This is a genomic window from Flagellimonas sp. L-11 (assembly GCF_056857735.1).
Genome location: NZ_JBSXNR010000066.1, coordinates 42,552 through 63,184, shown reverse-complemented (window position 1 = coordinate 63,184; position 20,633 = coordinate 42,552). Strand labels below are relative to the sequence as shown.

The window sequence follows — 20,633 nt, the reverse complement described above, 5'->3', positions numbered from 1 at the left end:
AAGTCATTTGTTTCAACTTTTAGCCTTCAAAGATGCCAAAGGTGCTTCACTAGCTTTACAGATTTCCAAAAGTTTCTCTTTAACAAACTCAATCAATTCCTCTCGTTGGCTGGCATTAAATAGCTTGGAACGCTCACTTACATTATCAAAATACAGTATATCCCTGTTATAAGGCCATATATTGCTTTCCCTAAAGCCTGACTGAAAATATGCATGTTGCCCCAAGGCTTCTTTCAAAGGTGCTCTTTCCACTTTATCTTTATTGGCTATAATGCCATATATAGATTTTTGCCAAGGTATTTTGGATTGTCCTTCCAATTTGATGGAAATATTTTTTGGCCATTTGTCATTGGAAATAATTATTCCCTTCCAAGACTGGCTCAAATCATCGTCCGCCTTTATGTTCCAGTGGTCATCCAATGTACTTTTAAGTCTTGCCACAATCTCATCCACAAACTGTTTGGTAGTTTCCAGTTCCACATCGGAGATTGCATTGCTAATGGTTTGGGCTGCATTGTAGTTTTCCTTGACAAGCTTGTGCATTTCTTTTTCCATTACATCAGATAATTGATTGGTTAGTTTCTTTAATAAAATAATGTATTGCCGTATGGAATCCCTAAGAATCGGGTCTTCTGCGGATTCCTTTAAACAGGCTTCCAGCCAGTCTATGATATCTGTTTTATACGAAAGACAATAATAATCCTTGTCCAGAACCAATTTACCTTTACTTTCTGATGAAGCATTGGAACCATTGAGCGTTAAGTAATATACCGTGTTGTTTTCTTTGTTATGATTACAATAGCGCTGTAGTTGCACATTCTGGTCGGCTGCGTAGATTTTATTCTCAATGCAAATACTGTTGACTTGGTCGGTGATGTAAATGTCCACCCTGCCCCCTAATAGGTTGGCGTCGTCTCGCTTTCCAATAAACTTTTCCAAGACAACACTTGCTTTATCCAAATTGATGGTATCATTCCCCACGGTTTGTAAGAACAATTGCAAAAACAATTCTCCCTTTAAATGCGAACCTTTGGGGTTGAGCAATTCTCCTAAAAAAGCGGAATGTGTACCGTTCTCCTTGTGTTCCATATTTAGGATGGAGAACACATTAAAGTTTTCACCTTTTAATCTCGACACCTCATTGTGGTGGGCAATGATACGCTTGGCATCTTTTATTAGTTTTTTTTCGTTGGTGTACGTCATAATCAATAAGGCTACACAAACATTTGTTGTAATAGGCCTTTTTTAAAAGTTTGGGTTTGCGCTATTAGGGTCTGTACCACAGCTATTTTTTTATCGATGGCACTTAAAAAGTTAGCGATTTGGGTTTGTTCTTCAATACAGGGAAAATAAAACTTCAAATCCCTAACTATTTTACCAGAAAGATTTCCTTGCCCCCCTTGAATGTAGGTTTTGACGATTTTGTCTTTATTATATTTCAAAATTTGATACAAATATTTTTTATCCGCTGTTGTCCTAATGCACATTACGGCCTGGTTGATTGCTCCGTTAATTTTAGATAATGCAACTTCTCCGCTAGTTGCCCCATATAGGGCATATAACAAATCCCCTTTATCAACCAATTTCGCAGATGAAGAATTTAAAGCATTTTCAGAAATATAGTTGTCTACTTTTTCATCTGATATATTACCTGATCCGATAAATGGAATTGTTCCTGAATAAAATTTTTTATTTGTACTTCTTGGTGTACCTCCAGAAAAGAATTTACAAAAATCCCCCAACCGTTTCTCCTCCCAATCAGGATACGCACTCCCATCCGCTCTCGTAAACCGCAATTCTTGAGAAAAAGTTTGTTGCATAACGCCTTTTTTGTAATGCTCCAAAAGGCTTTTCTTTTGTTGTAGTTGCGCTATTTTTTTATCCACCGACGAAAGGAAAGAGGCGATTTTTTGTTGTTCGGGGAGTGTAGGAATGTTAATAGGTATACTTTTGAGGTCACCTGTAGTAAACCCTTTTATTGAGGTTCCTTGAGAGTATTGAAAAAGAAGCTTACCCTTTGACATGAAATAATAAGCTATGTAATAGCTATCATCTTTCCTTGGTATTAAGTTTGCAAAATCCTGACTTGTGCATAAGTCTTGATTCGCAACAGCCAGTTTACCAATTCCTACCCTCGCAACAAATAATATACTACCCTTAGTTATAACTTTAGTCGCACTTTCAGTTATGCCTAATTCAGATAAATATCTTGAAATATTAATATTGTGAATGTCATTTTCCTTAATGTCCGAACTTGAAATCCAAGGTGTTTCACCTTGCCAATACTCTGAATTATTTGTGGATGGGGTGCCTCCTCCTTTGAATGTTCCCAACATACCAACTTTTTCAGCTTTCCATTCATCCGAAAACTCTACAAACCTTAATTTCGGCACCCGTTTCTGTTCTTTCATGTTCAAAACGGCGTTTTTAGGTTGAGTTGTCGGCAGAAATCGGCTATAAGGGCATCTGTTTCGGTCATCTCTTTTTCCAATTCCTGCAAATCAGAGGCCACTTGGTCTAAATCCAGGGGTTCCTCTTCTTCAAAGGTGTCCACATAGCGGGGTATGTTGAGGTTATAATCGTTTTCGGCCACCTCTTCCAAACTCGCTATATAACTAAATTTGTCTTTGGTGCTTCGGGTGCGGTAAGTATCTATAATGGCATCAATATGGGCTTCGTTCAGTTTGTTTTTATTGCCGTCTTTTTCAAAACCCTGTGAGGCATCAATGAATAAAATGTCATCGTTGTGTACCCTGCATTTGCTCAACACCAAAATACAGGTGGGGATGCTTGTGCCATAGAAAACATTGGCGGGTAAACCTATCACGGCATCCAAATAATTCAGCTCCTTTATCAGGTATTCCCTGATCGTGCCTTCGGCACTGCCTCTGAACAAAACACCATGCGGCAACACGCAGGCCATAGTGCCGTTTTCCGCCAATTGGTACAGCATATGTTGTACAAAGGCAAAATCGGCCTTACTGGTGGGTGCCAAACGCCCGTATTGGCTAAAACGCTCGTCGTTTTCATTCAATGGGTTGTTTTTACCTTTCCATTTGGCGGAAAATGGCGGGTTGGCCACAATGGCCTCAAAACGCATATCCAAATGTTGGGGTTGTTCCAAAGTGTCCTCCTGCCTAATATCAAAATGCCTAAAATGGACGTCGTGCAAGATCATGTTCATCCGTGCCAAGTTGTAGGTGGTCCGGTTGAGTTCCTGCCCGAAAAAGTCATCCACAGGCACCTCCCTGCTCACACGCAACAATAAGGAGCCGGAGCCACAAGTGGGATCGTACACGCTTTTAAGGCGTTTTTTGCCTGTGGTCACTATTTTGGCCAGTATCTTGGAGACTTGTTGCGGGGTGTAAAACTCCCCTGCCTTTTTCCCTGCACCACTGGCAAACTGGGAAATAAGGTACTCGTAGGCATCGCCCAAAACATCCGCCTCGGCATCTTCCAAGGCAAAGTCTATTTTATCCAAATGGAACAACACTTTGGAGATCAAGCTGTTTCGGGCTTCGGTGCTTCTGCCCAGTTTGGTACTGTTGAGGTCCAGATCTTCAAAAAGCTTATTGAAATCGTCCTCGCTTTCCGTACCCATGGTACTTTGCTCTATACTGTTGAGAATGCTTTCCAGATCGGCAAGGATAAAGTTGCTCTCGTTCTCGGTATTGGCATTGCCCTTTTTGGCTTTGGAGCTAAAGAGTTCATCAGGTTTTAGGTAATACCCCAACTTTAAAAGGGATTCCTCTTTAATGGCTTCCAAATCGTCTGCATTGGTAACCAACAGATAATCCTTAATTTCCTCGGTTTCCAATAATGTATTGGCGTACAGGTATTGCTTTTCGGAAAGGTATTTGTAGAATACTAGTGATGCGTTAACTTTTTAAAATTTTGTTCAATCCCTTTATACACGGGGAATTAAAAGCGTTCTTTGATTTTTTGATTTGATTTGGCCGATATCTTGGCGGTTTGTTAAAATGACCGTCATGAATTCTGGAAAATATGTTTTTGCCCAACTCCTTGAGTACGTAAGCAGGTACGAGTTCGATAAATGCGTAAAAAGGTACAACGGAGATTACAGGACCCGGGATTTCAACTGTTGGAACCAGTTCATCCAGTTGTTCTTCGGACAGCTGACTTCCAGGAATTCACTAAGGGATATCTCGACCTGCCTCAGGGCCCACAGGAACAAACTCTACCACCTCGGCTTTAGCGGACACGTCAACCAATCGTCGCTCTCGCGTGCCAACGAACGACGGGACTGGAGGATATTCGCGGAATTTGGACAGTACCTTGTGGATCTGGTCCGGCCAATGTATGCCGATAGCCGGGTCCCCAATGTCAAACTGGACAATGAGGTCTTCGCATTGGATTCCACCACGATTTCCCTTAGCCTTGCGCTGTTCCGATGGGCGCCCGGGAAATATTCCAGGGGAGCCGTTAAGGTCCATGCGCTGTTGGACCTGAGGGGGAACATCCCGTCATTTATACTGGTAAGTGACGGAAAGTACCACGATAGCAACGTTCTCGACCTATTAATGCCCGTACCCGGTGCGGTCTATCTCATGGACAGGGCCTACGTCGACTTCGAGGCGCTTTACCGAATGGATACGGCCGGGGCCTTTTTCGTCTCAAGGGCGAAGTCCAACATGGACTACAGCGTTGTGGAACAGAACTTCAACATTGATCCGGCGTCAGGACTGAGAACGGACAGGACCGTGACCCTTAACGGGCATAGGTCGAAAAAACTCTACCCAGGGCCCCTTAGGCTCGTTGAATACCATGACCGGGAAGGCGATGTCGATCTCATTTTCCTGACCAACAACATGGAAGTGTCCGCTCTCGAGGTCGCCAAACTGTACCGCAACAGATGGCAGATAGAGACCTTCTTCAAATGGATCAAGCAGAACCTGGCCATAAAGAAACTTTGGGGGCACTCCGAAAATGCCGTCAACATCCATATCTGGGTAGCGATCTGCACTTATTTGGTAGTGGCGCACGTAAAACATTCCTTGAAAAGCGAGCTATCCATTTATGAGATAATCCAAATATTAGGTATCTCCGCCATGGACAAGACTCCCCTGAAGGAGTTGCTCACAGAACCAAAATCAAATCAAAATGTCAATGAACAGATGAATTTATTTAGCGATTAAATGTTAACGCATCAGTACTATTTGTAGAAAATAAAGCCTAGAATATAATCTCTAAACTCGTCGGCATCCATTTTGCCTCTCAACTCATTGGCAATGTTCCATAATTGCGTTTCGAGCAGTTTCTTTTGTTCTTCGGACATGAAGTGTATTTAATTTTGGGTAGGGGAAATCTTATTCCTCCCAAATATATGGAAACATTCGGTTTTTAAGGGTAGCTTACAGATGGTCACGGTGGTGGGAGAGGTGCACTCCGTCATTTAATGCCGTAGCCGTGAGCCTGAATATCACCGTTTTTTATTTTTCAAAGCCCATTTACAAAATCTCCGATACTGGCCCAAGTCCAAGTCACCTTTTTAATTCCATTTAATTCATCAGGAGTGTCAAAGAGGTCACAACCCTTCATATAAACACCTAAAATTGGCACCTTTTCTTCCTTCGCACATTTGATTTCCCATATTGCTCCATCGGCTTTCTTGAGGTGCTTGGAAATTAAAACTATGACTCCATGACAACCTTTGATTTTAGTCCGGCATCTTGTCTTCCATAAGTCACTCCAAGGTTCTTTGACTGATATATCAACTAGTTCATAAGGTACCTTCTCATTCCTAGCTTGACCAATAAATAGGTCCCTTGTTGTTTTATCTTCGATTGCGAAACTGGTGAAAATTCTCTTTGCCATTTTATAGATATTTATTTGCAAGTTGTAATCAATGGGTAGATTTCATATGTCAGATAGCCGATTTGTAACAATGCCAAAACAACTATGAAAATTCTGAATCTCTTAATTACTTTAATTTCAGTTTTACTGTTTGGTTCGTAGCCAATTTCTTTAAGTACTTCCCATTCATCTTCAAACATATTTGAACGAAGCTGTTTCTCAATTTTATCAATAACAGCAAACTTACCTGTGTTTAGTGTACCATAGGAGTTAATTAGTTTAGCCCAAAAAAATGAAACGATCAGCGCCATAATGGTCATGAAAAGCATTCCAATAACTCCCAAAGTCGCAAATTCAAAAGCTTTCGCAAGAATAAAACCAATTGACAACATTGAGGAGGTAACAGTAAAAAACAGGTTGTTAACCTTTAGTCGTTGGTCAGTAACTTTTTCTGTAGAGTTAACCATGATTTTGTATTGTTCCAATTTTAATTTTTGGTCAGTTTCGAAGGTTTTTCTTAGGTACTTGAGGCTTTGTTCAGGACTATCAAACACCTGAAACGCTTGACAAAACAGTATAGATTCGGGGGTGGCATTGTTTAACTTGATTCCTACAATTCTTTTGTTTAAGTCTTTGGCTTTTGCATATTCCCATATAAGTTGGTCACTTTGAAATGTATCTGAGCCAATTAGAAATACCACAAAATCAACTTCTTTAAATTTCTCCTCAACATTGTCTTTCCATTTTTCGTCATGGTCCATTTCTCTTAGAACTGTAATCGAGTTCTCAGTCAGTTGAAACAACGAGTTGATAATCTCATCGGATTCTATTTTATCGGAACTTCTATGACAGATAAATAACTTCATACCCTAATGTTGTTAATAAAGCGTTCAAGATTTGACCACGACCATAAGACAACTTTTTCCCCTTTCAATTCAGGCAGTATTGCTCCTTTGTCGTTTTTTTTGATGTGCATTCCAATTATTGGCTTGTTCTCTTCTCGGGCACATTTCATCTCCCATCTCGCTCCACCTGCCTGCCAATTGTTTTTGCTTAAGAGAACAATAACTCCATCACTTCTTTTAATTTTTGTTCTACATTTTTTCTTCCATTCAGATTGTTTCCAAGGTCTTTTTACAGACATATCCATAAATTCGAAAGGAGATTTCTTATTTCTAGCCTGACGCACTAAATGGTCTCGGTAGGTTGAATCTTTCATTGAAAAGCTTATGAAAATTCTCTTAGATCTTTCAGGTTCTTCTCCAAATATCCAATCTAGTATTCCCAAGGTTTGTTTTTTTATAAAGCATAGTTTCCGATGTTCAAGGGCTTGTACAAATGTCCGCCGCAGGAGGAGTGATTACAGTTGTTAGCCACTGGCATTTTCGCCGAATATATCATCAAAGTTCAAATTTGGTTTTATGTCAAATGGTTTCTCTTTTAAAGAAACTATATCGTCTAATAGCATTATTGTCCTCAGTAAACATCTTCTTGTCTCGGCTCGAAATACTTCACTGTGTACTCCTTTGTTCGCTAAACTATTTAGTTTATCCCATTGTTCAAATAAAGTCTTGGTTGTAGCGACAATCAAGTCAATATTTGTATTGCTCTTTCTCGAAGTATCTGCATATGCAAAAAGGCGATTTTTATATTTATCAGCTTTTAAAGAATGGCCATCCATTTTTTCATTTGATGGCGGAAATATACAGTCAACTATATATTCAAAAATTCTTCGGCAAGAAGCAGTTACTTGGGCAAGCTGTTCATTAGTTTCAGAATCTTCAAATGTTTTAAGTGCAGACCACAACTTGTTGCCAATATCTGGCGCAATGTCAGAAAGTTTTGAAACTATCTCATCTGCTGTAAAAGCTAAAAGTCCACCTGAATTTCTTTTCCATTCTGCTATTCTTCTTGCCTCCTCAAAATTCGAATATGTATCAAATATTGTGTAGCGCCCATTTAAGGATTCTGGATTTATTTTCTTAAAACCAAATGTTTCGTAATCATTAATCAGTAAGTCTTCTGTGTCATCCTCTGGTTGATGAAATAAGTTGAATTCATCGTTGTGAATTCTACCTAATGCAATTAATGACTGACTATAAAGAATCCAATGAATTTCGGATGAATCATCAACTTCGAGAGCTCCAAGGTAAGCTGGATTATTTTCCAGTTCATTATTAAGATATTCAGCAGTTTTTAGGTCAATACTTTCAAGGCAAATTACGTAAATATCTCTTCCGAAAGAATGCTCAATATTTTCTTCAGAGTACCTTTTCCATGTAACATTTTGAGGATTTGCCCAATGATAGAAAACATTCAAATATTTGTTTTCATTGAATGAATAAGAAAATTGAGTTTCGCTGATTGTTGTTTTATCACTTGCTACCAACATCATTAGCAAGTCTCCAACAAAAACTTTAGAGTTGACAGATAAGTTTCTGTGATTTAATATTAGTCTAAAAATCTTTTCTTGCAAATCGAGTCCATAGAAAGTCGCTAATGATTCGTGTTGTGAGTCAAAATGGAACGCTATTTTCATATAATCTTGGCTTGATTGAGGCTAGCGGTTTGGCTATGAGCAGTAGCGACTCGAAGGGTACTATTGTTTATAAGTTTTGTTGGGCTTAGCTTTATTCTTTTGTTAATGTCTCAAATAGCTCAATCCATTTTTTGTAGGTCTCTTCAGGAATTGATTTCATAATACTGTCAAATCGATTTTGAGCAATTCTTGCTATTTCAACTTTCCAACCGTCTTCAAGGGAGATTAAATTATTTTTAGCCCAACCTTCTATTTGGTCAACAATCGGATCGCCTTCTCTGTAAACATCTTCAAAATATTGGTCAGACCTGTAGCGTCTATCAATAATTGAAATTAAGGATTCTGCTGGTATTAAGTCTTCTATTTCCCAATCTTTATCGCCTAAAAAATCTCCAACACCTACAACTTTTTCCTTTTCATCACGATATCTTCCTTTCTTTAGTTGTTTTTGATAATCTTTTCCAACATTGTCAGAATCCAACAAAACATATGGAAGAGACTCATCTCTAGAAGAAACGAGCTTTGTTACTGGTCCCATGCCGCGAACTCCACCTGTAGGTATAAATACAATCTCTTTAGAGTTCTTCAAATCTCCGTTTCCAATTAAATATCTCTTTATTAAATTAAGATAGATTTGGTCACTTGGTCCTTCAACTAAAATAGGAAGACAGCCAAGAAGTAAGGTATCCGAGACGGTAAGCCCTAAAGCTGCGTGAATTGGGAATATGGATTTTTCAGCATCAGCTTCATTGTATCTTAAATTAGATGAAACCATAGTCCTACCTGTCTGCGAATCAATATAAACCGCTTTGACATTTGCTAAGTTTTCCATGTCAACCAAGAAAGGTGAATGTGAAGTATAAATCAGTTGATTCTCTTCTGATAATTTACGAAAGAACTTGGCTAAATCATATTGAGCAATAGGATGTAAGGACAAGCCTGGTTCATCTAAAAGCAAAACTGTGTTAGAGTGCCCTTCCTTTGTTTCAACGAGGAATACTAGAAAGAAACTAAAAAACCATTGAAGCCCTCTACTTCTTCCTTCAAGTTCAATTTGTTCAGGGCGAAGAGAGTCAGACACATTAATTCTAAAGTGTCTACCATCAGCTTCAAAATCAAAAATGTAATCTCCCTGTAGCCACCATCTTTTAAAGTTCTGAGTAAGTTGTGTCGCAGCAGACCGTAATAGAATTCCTCTTTCTCTTTTTTTATCAGCCCATTCTTGAATTTCTTCCTCCGAAATTTCTTGTTCCTCAGTGCTAACTACTTGATTGGCATGATTTAGTTTCTTGATTATGGTTTTGCTCTCATTACCAAGCTCATAAATTTCTGTTGGTGATAGCTTCACAAATTTAAACAAAACATCAAGAGTTCTTGCTTTCGCTCTTGCGGATTCGGAAAGGTCATCCCTTTCAAAATCCTCGATTACTCTAGGTAAATAGATTTCACTATCAAGATTTCCGTAGTCTGAGTAGTAAACGAACTTAGGAATTTCCTTAAGCACTTTTTGTCTAACCTCCGAAGTTGTTTTTACAGGTTCGCCATCAAATGCTTCAATCATTTTTTGAAGTTGATTTAACAGATGACGTTTGAAGATTTCCGGTAAATTCTTCTTTTTACCAAAATTTTGCTGAATGTAATCTTCAATTGATTTTTTGAGATTGGTAGTTTCTTCTTTTTTGAATAATTCCTTTGGGAATTTGTCTTTTTCTTGACTTAAGAAAGACTTGATGCCGTCTTGAAGTTCTGTAGATTCTTTCGTGAATGCATCTGAACTAAATAGAATTTCTTCAAAGCCTTCAATGAGATTGTGAAGTCTATCTACTGGATAAGAATCGACTTTTGAATACGGGAATGAGATGTCATACTTGCCATTATATTTCCTTCTCACAAAAGCGATTGCTACTTGTTCCTTATCACACGTTAATTCATTAGAAATTTCATTTTGAATATCTTCACTTAATAGAAAGTCAGCCGCAATAAAAACATCTTCTGAGTGGTTGTCAGCTTTATATTTACTGTAAAGGTGTCGAGGAAAATCATCCAAAGGAACAATAGGTTCATCATTTGCTGGATTCAATTTCCAAAGTGCAATCAATAGGTTAGTCTTTCCAGCTTCGTTTGTGCCAACTAGGCAAGAATTCTCTGATACCTCAATCCAATTACTTTCTTCGATTGAGCGAAAATTGTAAACTTTAAATCTATTTAGTTTTGTTTTCATCTTCTGTTTTTTTATTGTGCGCTACTTTTAACGGTATTTACCCCTAAATAGTTTGGCTATACCTAAGTCTCGCCTCATAATCCAAAGCATAGCTTAATCATAGTTCAATAAAGTTTTGGGGGAGATGACGTTAAATGTAAGAATTTTCTAGAAAAGGAAAATGTGGAATTCTGTAAGGAATTTAAAAAAGAGAAAGGGAATTAGTTCGAGGAAATTAGAATTATTGATTCTTAAATGAGTCTGTAGCAAAAAATTCTTTTAGGCTTATATTAACCATTTTGCAAAATTTACTGATTGTGTGTATTGAAACTCCTCGGTTGTCATTAACACTTTCCCACCTGTTTAAAGTTTGCCTTTCCAAATCATTGTTTTCTGCAAACCTTTTTTGATTAGGGTCAGCCTTTATGCGCAATTCCTTGATTCTATGCGCAATTTTATTGTTCAATGCAATATCCTCTGGTTTTAGCTTACCCATATTGCAATTTTCATTTAATTGTAAAAAATAATGTAAGCCATTTGGATTACATTTTTATATTTCGTTATATTTGGAACTGAATACATACATTTGCGATTCTTCGTATAGACAATATTTGAAGCTTTCGCTTAGAGTCCTTAAATAGAAAACTGGTAATTTTTGCAACAGGACAATAAGCAGATGGCTCACGACCCGGGCGTGGGCTCTCTTATCGTTGCACGGTATCACCAGTACCTCTATTTAGATAAGTTGAGTCCCGCGCCTTTTTTTGGTGTATTGGTTCATTGCAACTTTCTTCTTAGCGTTTGGTTTCTTTTGTCCTTTCGGGGCATCGCCCAACCAATTTGGGTTATGGGAAACATTTGGCAACTTTTTTTTGTGGGGTTCACAGCGTGTTGTTGTCCTGTTTTTGGGGCAGCGCACTCGGTGTTCGATATCCTGTTTAAAAAGAAGCCCAAGAACCCCGTTTAATCCCAAGACCACGGTTGTGGGATACACGTTACATTTTTTTCCGGTTCATGATATCCTTTTGTCCCGCAATCAACACACACACTTTTAGGGCAACCGGCCCGATCACGAAACCATGGTCTTTTTTGGTTTAGGAATCCTATTTCTGGGTATGTTTTTACCCGGGCAGGATGGCCTATGTCTGAACCTTGATGTCCTTTTTGGAAGTTACGGCTTTTCCGTGACTTATGGGCAGTGTGGAGAATAACTAACGCTTTAATCAAAAGAACTCATTTTTATGCAACCAATAACAATACGCATGCGCAGGGCATCCCTGCTTATGCTCCTATATGCTTTTTTAATGCCCTTTTGTGCCTCGTATATGCAGGCGGGCACTGTCTTGGAACCACCACAGGCCACCGTATCCGGCACCGTGACAGATATGTCGGGGAATCCCCTGGCCGGGGTGAACCTTGTGGTGGAATCCAAGCATATCGGGACCATGTCCGGTCTGGACGGTTCCTTTACCATTAATGCAGGCCCTGATGATGTCCTGGTCTTTTCCATGGTCGGTTTCAAGACCCTTACCGTGCCCATTGCGGGCAGGGACGAGGTCCTTGTTACCATGGAAGAGGATGTGACGGTATTGGGCGAAGTGGTGCTCAATGCGGGCTACTATACCGTTTCAGAGAAGGAACGCACGGGCAGTATCGAAAAAGTAACTTCCGTGGATATTGAAAAACAGCCCATTTCCAATCCTCTGGCAAGTTTACAGGGTAGAATGGCCGGGGTAGAGATAGAGCAGACCTCTGGTTTATCCGGTTCCAATTTCAATATCCGTATCAGGGGGAGGAACAGTATTCGGAGTGGCGGTGCAGATCCACTCTATGTTATTGATGGCGTGCCCTATTCCAATACTACGATAGGTGACCAGAATACTGCTGGTGCATTACCTGGAAGTGGAGTAAGCCCGCTGAATAACATTAATCCGAACGATATTGAAAGTATAGAGGTATTGAAGGATGCCGATGCCACCGCTATCTATGGGTCCCGTGGTGCCAATGGAGTAGTTCTGATCTCGACCAAAAAAGGGTTGCCCGGCAAGACCCGTGTGGAGTTCAATGTGCTTTCTGGACTAGGTAAAGTGACCCGCACCATGGACGTTATGGGGACGGAAGCCTATCTTGCCATGAGAAAGGAGGCCTATGCGAATGATGGAATTGTGGAATATCCTGCCAATGCGTATGATATCAACGGGACTTGGTACGCGTCCAGAGAAACGGATTGGCAAAAGGAATTTTATGGTAGGACCTCCTATCTGACAACGATTCAAGGATCCGTTTCTGGGGGAAATGAACGGACAAGGTTCTTGGTGAGCGGGACATATTATGGACAGACCAATGTACTGCCGAAAGATTATAGAAACGATAAGGTTTCGGGATTGTTGAATCTGTTTCACAGGTCGAACAATGATAGATTCTCCGTTCAACTGTCCACCCAATTTACCTCGAACCGGAACAATCTTCCCGGTGATGCCCAATTGGTACGTCAAGGTTATAGTCTCGCTCCCAATGCCCCAAAAGTATACAATGAGGATGGAAGCTTGAATTGGGAGAACTCGACCTGGGCAAATCCTTTGGCCCGATTGGAACGGGACTATGTATCCAATGCTTCGACCTTGATCAGCAACCTAAAGCTGGATTATCGGATTGTCGGACCATTGTCCTTTAGCGTAAATGCGGGGTATACGGAAAACCATCTCAAGGAAATCAATACTACACCTTCCACCATTTATGACCCGGTGTACGGTGCCGGGCCCACTTATTCCAGTGTGTTCCATAACACAGGGAAACGAAGTTCTTATATAGTGGAGCCACAGCTTATTTTTCACCAAGCCTTTGGAGGGTTTACGGTCAATACCTTGGCCGGCCTCTCATTCCAAGAAAGGAATTCCAGCCGATTGGCGATTCGAGCATCGGACTTTTCCGATAACAGTTTGTTGGAGAATATTGCCGCTGCATCGGATATCTTTCCCTATGCCAGTATGGACAACCAATATCGGTACCAAGCTGTTTTTGGAAGGTTGAACCTGACCCATAAAAACAGATATATCCTCAACCTAACGGGAAGAAGGGATGGGTCCAGTCGCTTCGGGACCGACAACCGCTTTGCCAATTTCGGTGCCCTTGGACTGGCCTGGATCTTTTCAGAAGAGGGCTTTGTCTCCAAGGGATTGCCATTTCTGAGCCACGGTAAGGTACGTGCTAGTTATGGAACTTCCGGTAACGATCAAATAGGGGATTACCAATATTTGGACACTTATAGTTTTGGTACAGGGCATTATCAAAATGTGGTAGGCATATATCCGACCCGATTGTACAACCCGGATTACAGTTGGGAGGAAAACAGAAAAATTGAAATAGGCTTGGAGCTGGGACTGTTTGACGACAGGATCATGATGGATGGCCAATTTTATAGGAACCGATCGTCCAATCAGTTGGTGGGCATACCGCTTCCGGCCACTACGGGCTTTAGCTCAATAAATGCAAATCTGGATGCAACCGTGGAGAACCAAGGATGGGAGATTGGGTTGCATACCATAAACATTGGGAACGGTAGGTGGGAATGGAGCACATCCTTCAACCTTACGGTTCCGCGCAATACATTGGTTTCATTTCCTGGTTTGGATGGGTCCACCTATGCGAACCAATTGGTCATAGGCAAGCCTGTGGGCATACTAAAGATGTACCAACTCAAAGGGGTTGATGAAGAAACGGGTCTCTTCGAATTTGTGGATTTTAATGGGGATGGCCAGATTACCGCCATAGAGGATAAAAAGGCCATCGTGGACCTGTCCCCAAAGTATTACGGGGGACTGAGCAATCGATTGGCCTATAAGGGGTTTTCCCTTGATTTTTTGTTCCAGTTTACCAAGCAAAAAGGGTTGGGCTTCCTGTCCTATGGGCCTATTATAGGGGGGATGACCAATCAACCGATAGAAGTATTGGATCGTTGGCAAGAACCTGGAGACAAGGCCGAGTTCCAACGGTTTTCAACAGGAAGTGATCCCCTTGCGAGGCAGGCCTTTTCCCAGTATGCCGAGAGTGATGGGGTGGTCAGTGATGCATCATATATCCGTCTTCAGAATGTATCCCTTGGCTATCAGTTTGCCAAAGAAGAGACCCATGGTTTTGGTTGTGAACTATTCTTGCGGGGGCAAAACTTATGGATCTGGACCAAATATTTCGGACATGACCCTGTGTCCTTGAACAAACAAACGGTGCCGACCTTGCGATTTGCCACCTTGGGAACCCGGATAACCTTTTAAAACATAACGTATGAAAAAAATAATAGGATTATTTAATGATAAGCCCGGAATGGGTTTTTGGATAATGGCCACGGGGTTTTTCTTGGTGGCATGTGAACAATACCTTGAAGTGGATACCCCTACAGATCAAGTGGTCGGGGAGGTGGTTTTTGAAAATCCGGCCAATGTGGAAGCTGCCTTTGCCGACATATATATAGATCTAAGGGAGAACGCCTTTACCACAGGTTTGGCCGATGGTATTTCCAACCTTTTGGGATTGTATGCCGATGAACTGGCGTTGATGGAATCCGGACAGCAGGGAGGCTACGCCTTTTATGGCAATAGTCTTTTGGCTTCGGGAAGTTCGGGACAACGACTGTGGGACACTGGTTATGGGTTGGTCTATAAGGCCAACAGTATATTGGAAGGGGTGCAATCATCCAGCAACCTAAATCAAGAGGACAGGGAACGGTTTGAAGGGGAGGCTTATTTTGTCAGGGCCTTTGTCCATTTTTATTTATATCAGCTTTTCGGGGAGGTTCCCTATATCGAATCCACGGATTATCGTACAAACCAAAAGGTCGGCAGGGAAGATAAGGAAACTGTGTTTCAAAAATTGGTGGCGGATTTAAGCTTGTCGAAGAAACTCTTGCTTGCCGTGGGGTCAGATGATATGCATTTTAGGCCGAACCGATGGGTGGCTTCTTCATTGCTATCCCGAGTGTATCTATATCAAGGAAATTGGCAGTTGGCCTTGGATGAAGCAGAACAGATCATCCTTGATAGTGGTTGCCTCTTGGAGCCTGAATTGGACCAGATGTTCCGACGAAATAGCGCGGAAACCCTTTGGCAATTGGATTCGGAATCCAATGGTATCAACTCTAGGGAAGCATATAATTTTGTCATCTTAAGTGCACCTCCAAACGGATCCTTTCTGTCACAGTCCTTGTTGGATGATTTTGAGGAAGGTGATTTAAGGCGTGAGCAATGGGTAGGTTCGATATCCGATGGAACCAAAACATGGCATTTTCCCTTAAAATACAAATTATATGGGGTTACACCGACCACAGAGGAATTTTCCATCCTTTTTCGGTTGACCGAGCAATATTTGATCGCCGCAGAGGCCCATGCTCAATTGGGCGATATGGATAGTGCATTGGAATATTTGAATGCGGTGCGGCAGAGAGCCAGCCTACCTCCTGTTTCCAATACGGAAAAAGAAGTGGTTTTAGAAGCTATTTTTCAGGAAAGAAGAATCGAGTTTTTTGCGGAGCAAGGGCATCGTTTCTTTGACCTTAAGAGGAGCGGGCAAATTGATGGGGTACTGAATGCCACCAAGTCGCAGTGGGATCCTACAGATGTGGTACTGCCCATTCCGGCAACCGAATTGATCAACAACCCTAATCTTCTACCTCAGAATGAAGGCTATTGAAGAACAGATCGATCTTTGGTTTGGAAGAATCAAACAATATTTAGTTGAATTGTCCATGTTTTCATTTTTTGTTTTAGCAATGGCCTGCCCTCTATGGGGGCAGGCTACTATTGGGATTCAAGGACATTTGGAAAAAGATCGTTTGATTTTTGAGTTGGATAAAGGGATATTGGACACCCCTATGCTGTTTGTCCGTCACGATACGGGGCAGTTGCAAATAGAATGGTCCGAACAAAACAACTTTATCGAATTGAATGTTTTCCCTGTGAAGTCCGAAGCGGGTGTGACCATTCCCCAATACGGTACGCCCAAGATTCCATATCATATGTTAGGGCGTTTTCCCATACAAAACTATGGGGAGGATAAGGGGTATTATAGAATTGATGTCACGTCACTTTTCCTGAATTCTGAAATTACTTGGGGGCTACATGGCAAGGAAACTGTCATTGTTGGTCGGTCTGGTATAGATGGGATACGTTATTTGGATGGAGAAATTATCATTGATACCAAAAGAACAGTAGCGTATGCAGGAAAACAGAGGACTGTTGGGGCAGTATTCAGCTTTTATAAATTGCCGGAGGTGATGCGGCCCCGGTTGTTCGACCATCGGATGGGGTTTTCTTACGAGGAATTGAAAAGTCCTTTAAGAAATGAACCTTGGACGGAAAGAGGAAGTATTCTGCGATGGCGGTTGGAAAAAAGACATAAAGACCGACCCCAAAGTGAACCTGTGGAACCCATTGTGTTTTATTTGGATCCTGCTATGCCAGAAAAATGGAAGCCCTTTGTCCGGGCGGGTGTATTGGAATGGTTGCCTGCTTTTGAGTCTGCTGGATTCAAAAATGCCATTGAGGTCAGGGACATTGCAAAGGATAGTCTGGAAATAGTGAAGAACAGTGTGAATCACTCAATTATTCGATGGCAGGTAAAAGAACATTTTCGTGGCCATAGATTGGGTGGTTCCACCGTACATCAAGTTTCGGACTTGCGAAGTGGGGAAATCCTTAAAGCCGATATCCTTTTGGGAACCTCCATTCAGGAATATGTAGACAGCTATTTTGTTTATTGTGCCCCATTGGATAAAAGGGCCCAACAGTATCCAATGCCCGATGAATTGGTAGGGCAGCTTATTCAGTCCACAACGGCCCATGAGGCGGGGCATGCCTTTGGTATCAAGGATGGGAATTTTGGAGAGTTTGCCTATCCATTGGAAAAGGTGAGGAATGTCGACTGGCTCCTAAAAATGGGGCATACCCCAAGTGTGATGAACTATTCCAGGGACCACCATATTGCGCAGCCGGAGGACAGTATCCCCGTCGAGCTATTGATTCAACGGGTCGGTCCATTGGATCGTTACCACATTCAGTGGGGCTATATGCCCATTGAAGGGGTGAAGGAACCAGAGGAGGAGTTACCGATTTTGGATACTTTGGTTCGCAAGCAGGATACCTTTCCTTGGTTGAGAAGCAATGCTTCCCATGCGGAGATTCTTGGCCCCAGTCGTACGGATGAAGTGGCCGACAATGACAGTCCAATGAAAAGCACCATTTTGGGGCTCAAGAACCTTAAGAGGGTGATGGCGTTGATACCCAGGGTCAATCAGGGGAAGGAGGACCATGAGTTAATGATGCGCTTACATAAAAAGACCTTGGATTTTTGGTATAGACAAATGGATAGAGTGCTTTCCATGGTCGGAGGCTATGAGGTGCGAAACATTTCTGGTTCGCAAAGCGGCCCTATATATACTCCCTTGGCTTGGGATGAGCAACAAGAGGCCATGCTCTTTCTGTTGGACCATGCCTTTGAAGTACCCGGATGGTTGTCCCAACCCGATTTTCTGACCAAGGTGGGTTACACCACTAATTCGGACTATCTATTGAATCGACAAATAAAGTTGTTGCAGAATTTGTTCAAAGCACGCCGAATGGATCGGTTGGAGTTTATGGATGCAAACTATTTCAACGATCAACTATTGAACACTCTCTTTGAAGTGATCGGTAGAGGATTGTTTGAGGAACTAGAGCAATCCAAACCTTTAGTCAACCCTAGGAGACAGCGTATTCAACGAGCGTGTTTGAAGCTATTAAAGGAAAATATTGATAAAGAGAGTCATTACAATCTTCAAGGTTTGGGGCGCACACAAGCTCCATTTTCCGACTATTCCAAAAGTATTGTGACCGTTGAATTGTTGGAGTTGAAGAGCTTGGTAAGCAAGGCTTTGAAAAAAACAAAGGATAAGGGTACCAAGGGACATTTACAACTTTGTTCAAGGATATTAGCTGAATTGGACTAGAAATATTCGTGTTAAAATAATATAGGCTGCCAATATTGGCAGCCTATATTTTAGCTATTGAACATTCCTTTTCAGGATGATATCACATGATGTTCCATTGAGTTGGAAATAATCAACACCTGAAATGGTGCAGTCGAATCTACCCTGGACACTACAATCTACCTGCTCATCCTCACAAGGATCTAAGGGGTTTCCTGTTTGGTAATATCCCGTTATAAGCATGTTGTCATCGACCGTGGAATTATCCATGGCCGTAAAGGCACTGGTTGCAATGGCAAAGATGATTGCCAAGGCTGGAATTACTAATTTGATCATTCTTTTTTTCATAATGATAAAATATTAAAGTGATGATCTACTCTGTTTACGGGTTTTCGATCTTACCCCCGCTACTGGCCGGTAGTATTGTTATGGATTGATTTATCATAGGCTAAAATGGATTTTGGTTTTCAAAAAAAGGTTCTATTGTTCGGTAGATGGAAAGATGGTCTCCGACCAAGGCCACCAAATGATTTCCAACGATTTCAAACTCTCTGGGTTTATGGCCCCCTACATGGTATAGGTAAAAGCTGAAGGCGTAGGTCTTTGCTATATGGTCGTATACATCAATAATAGAGGCTTGATCCAACATCACCTTGTTTTCATTCTTGCCCAATCGATCGGATTGGATCAGGACGAATCTCCCTGCCATGGATGCAGACTTATTAATAGGCATTGGTGGCGTACTCATGCTGATTTGTCCCTTTTTGGTTTTGTTTCCGACCCGAATTTGCACTTGGCGGACTGTGTCAATGGTTCGTTGCCTTGAAACATTCTTTAAAAAGGGATCCATGACCATGAATTGGTTTTTATAGAAGTACACATATCCGATTTCTGGGCCATATCCGTTTTTGATCAGGGTACCATCCACATCAAAAATACCATCCACTTGATATTGTAAAAGTGTAGTGTCAAGGGTTAATTTGGGATTATTTAGGTTTTCTATGATGCCGAGGGTCGATCTGTTGGTTGTGGACTTGATGGTACGTATAAGGATTTTGTTGCTGTCGATTGGCAATGCCCTATTAAAAAAGGCGGTTTCTTGAATCCAGGACTTCGCTTTCCATTCCCCAACTTTACCTCTTAATATAAAGGGCATGGTGCCATCCATAATATAGAAATGGGGGGTAAGTACCCTTACCTTTAAGGAACGATATTGCAGTTGTTGGTTGCCAGGGGTCAGTTCAATGTGCAGGGTATCCTTAGTTGTGAGGTCAACTTGAAGCAAATGCCAAGGTGCAGTGGAATTGCCAAGATATAATAGATTTTTATCGAAACCAGCTATATAATATGAATTATAGCCAATGTCCAGATCATACTGTTTGACCACTGGATGCGGGGGATACCTCCGGGTAAAGGCATTGTTGCGGTGTACTTGCCTTTCTGAGGACAGAAACACGATGATTACCAAGCCAATACTCAAGCAAATGGTCCCCAGTAGTTTTATATAGATATTGTTTGTGATCATGATATCTGTGTTTGATGGGTTCGATCACCCCTTGTCAGGAGAATGGCCACTATCGAAAGGGCAATAAAAAACAGGTTGAACAGGATATGTTCGTTCCACCCCAGATCTTCGAGAACACCCCCACAGGAACAGGGGATGTAGTCACTAAAGTTGAGCACTAAAATAATATAAGTGGTGAACATGGTCATCAGTGCCAAGGACCCAAAAAATGCCAGGTGCCGGGTAGGGTTCAGCACCAATAGCAGGGTAAGAAGGTACTCTATGCCGGGAACGCCCCAAGCTACCCATTCGGCGTATGCCGTTAGAATGGGAGACTGTCCCAACTGCACTTTGAACTGCCCGAAATCCCATAACTTACTTGTTGCGGCATAGACAAACAGAAAAATGAACAATACCACTATGGCATCGATAAAGTGTTTCTTATAATTGGCGTTTACTGTCATGGGTCAAATCAATTGGACTTCGTTTTTTGGGAAACTTGGAGCATACCATCTTGAAATGATAATACCCTGCTAAACTATTGAACAACAATGGTGTGGAAAATGGCAAAATCCTGCAATCTGATGTCAAAATCCGACTATTTGCATTGTTTTTCCAGAAG

Annotated in this window: 15 protein-coding genes and 2 pseudogenes; 4 read left to right on the top strand and 13 right to left on the bottom strand. The window is 41.4% G+C overall.

The features are described 5' to 3' along the window. Positions 1-12: 12 nt before the first annotated feature. The 3 genes and pseudogenes from AC13CC_RS11910 to AC13CC_RS11900 form a co-directional block, all read right to left on the bottom strand. Positions 13-1,203 carry a PDDEXK-like family protein gene (locus AC13CC_RS11910; RefSeq protein ID WP_482876427.1) on the bottom strand — a complete coding sequence of 397 codons (1,191 nt, stop codon included), beginning with the start codon at positions 1,201-1,203 and terminating at the stop codon, positions 13-15. Between the two features lie 11 nt (positions 1,204-1,214). Continuing rightward, on the bottom strand, positions 1,215-2,411 hold the full coding sequence (locus AC13CC_RS11905) for a restriction endonuclease subunit S (protein WP_482876426.1): 1,197 nt from the start codon (positions 2,409-2,411) through the stop codon (positions 1,215-1,217). Between the two features lie 2 nt (positions 2,412-2,413). Next, positions 2,414-3,868 (bottom strand): annotated as a pseudogene (locus AC13CC_RS11900) (type I restriction-modification system subunit M); the annotation flags it as partial. 112 nt (positions 3,869-3,980) lie between these two features. On the opposite strand from AC13CC_RS11900, the gene AC13CC_RS11895 reads away from it, so the two are divergent. Further along, on the top strand, positions 3,981-5,156 hold the full coding sequence (locus AC13CC_RS11895) for an IS4 family transposase (protein WP_482876425.1): 1,176 nt from the start codon (positions 3,981-3,983) through the stop codon (positions 5,154-5,156). Positions 5,157-5,176: 20 nt separating this feature from the next. On the opposite strand, the pseudogene AC13CC_RS11890 reads toward AC13CC_RS11895, so the two are convergent. The 7 genes and pseudogenes from AC13CC_RS11890 to AC13CC_RS11860 form a co-directional block, all read right to left on the bottom strand. Next, a pseudogene (locus AC13CC_RS11890) lies at positions 5,177-5,296 on the bottom strand (type I restriction-modification system subunit M N-terminal domain-containing protein); the annotation flags it as partial. A 161-nt stretch (positions 5,297-5,457) separates the two neighbouring features. Continuing rightward, entirely contained in the window at positions 5,458-5,835 is a 378-nt protein-coding gene (locus AC13CC_RS11885) for a TIR domain-containing protein (RefSeq protein ID WP_482876424.1), read from the bottom strand. An 11-nt stretch (positions 5,836-5,846) separates the two neighbouring features. Continuing rightward, positions 5,847-6,680 (bottom strand): RipA family octameric membrane protein, encoded by an 834-nt coding sequence (locus AC13CC_RS11880; RefSeq protein WP_482876422.1) that lies wholly within the window; start codon positions 6,678-6,680, stop codon positions 5,847-5,849. Next, complete coding sequence (locus AC13CC_RS11875) at positions 6,677-7,102, bottom strand: TIR domain-containing protein (RefSeq protein ID WP_482876421.1); 426 nt, start codon at positions 7,100-7,102, stop codon at positions 6,677-6,679. Before AC13CC_RS11875 ends, AC13CC_RS11880 begins: the two co-directional genes overlap by 4 nt. Before the next feature lie 81 nt (positions 7,103-7,183). Continuing rightward, complete coding sequence (locus AC13CC_RS11870; RefSeq protein ID WP_482876420.1) at positions 7,184-8,353, bottom strand: hypothetical protein; 1,170 nt, start codon at positions 8,351-8,353, stop codon at positions 7,184-7,186. A 91-nt stretch (positions 8,354-8,444) separates the two neighbouring features. Beyond that, complete coding sequence (locus AC13CC_RS11865; RefSeq protein ID WP_482876419.1) at positions 8,445-10,574, bottom strand: AAA family ATPase; 2,130 nt, start codon at positions 10,572-10,574, stop codon at positions 8,445-8,447. Positions 10,575-10,794: 220 nt separating this feature from the next. After that, a complete protein-coding gene (locus AC13CC_RS11860) occupies positions 10,795-11,049 on the bottom strand; it encodes a helix-turn-helix transcriptional regulator (protein ID WP_482876418.1) in 255 nt (84 codons plus the stop codon). 745 nt (positions 11,050-11,794) lie between these two features. On the opposite strand from AC13CC_RS11860, the gene AC13CC_RS11855 reads away from it, so the two are divergent. The 3 genes from AC13CC_RS11855 to AC13CC_RS11845 are packed head-to-tail and all read left to right on the top strand — an operon-like array spanning position 11,795 to position 18,528. Then, the gene (locus AC13CC_RS11855; RefSeq protein ID WP_482876417.1) at positions 11,795-14,824 is read left to right on the top strand and encodes a SusC/RagA family TonB-linked outer membrane protein; all 3,030 of its coding nucleotides are present in this window, start codon (positions 11,795-11,797) and stop codon (positions 14,822-14,824) included. A gap of 10 nt (positions 14,825-14,834) precedes the next feature. Then, positions 14,835-16,235, top strand: coding sequence for a RagB/SusD family nutrient uptake outer membrane protein (locus tag AC13CC_RS11850; protein WP_482876416.1), 1,401 nt, complete (start codon positions 14,835-14,837; stop codon positions 16,233-16,235). Continuing rightward, a complete protein-coding gene (locus AC13CC_RS11845) occupies positions 16,222-18,528 on the top strand; it encodes a zinc-dependent metalloprotease (RefSeq protein ID WP_482876415.1) in 2,307 nt (768 codons plus the stop codon). The genes AC13CC_RS11850 and AC13CC_RS11845 overlap by 14 nt, the downstream gene beginning before the upstream one ends. Positions 18,529-18,582: 54 nt before the next feature. Here the strand turns inward: AC13CC_RS11845 and AC13CC_RS11840 are convergent, their stop codons facing one another. The 3 genes from AC13CC_RS11840 to AC13CC_RS11830 form a co-directional block, all read right to left on the bottom strand. Next, on the bottom strand, positions 18,583-18,843 hold the full coding sequence (locus AC13CC_RS11840; protein WP_482876414.1) for a DUF6520 family protein: 261 nt from the start codon (positions 18,841-18,843) through the stop codon (positions 18,583-18,585). A 112-nt stretch (positions 18,844-18,955) separates the two neighbouring features. Further along, the gene (locus tag AC13CC_RS11835) at positions 18,956-20,032 is read right to left on the bottom strand and encodes a hypothetical protein (protein ID WP_482876413.1); all 1,077 of its coding nucleotides are present in this window, start codon (positions 20,030-20,032) and stop codon (positions 18,956-18,958) included. Next, complete coding sequence (locus AC13CC_RS11830) at positions 20,029-20,475, bottom strand: MauE/DoxX family redox-associated membrane protein (protein WP_482876412.1); 447 nt, start codon at positions 20,473-20,475, stop codon at positions 20,029-20,031. The genes AC13CC_RS11835 and AC13CC_RS11830 overlap by 4 nt, the downstream gene beginning before the upstream one ends. Positions 20,476-20,633 lie beyond the last annotated feature (158 nt).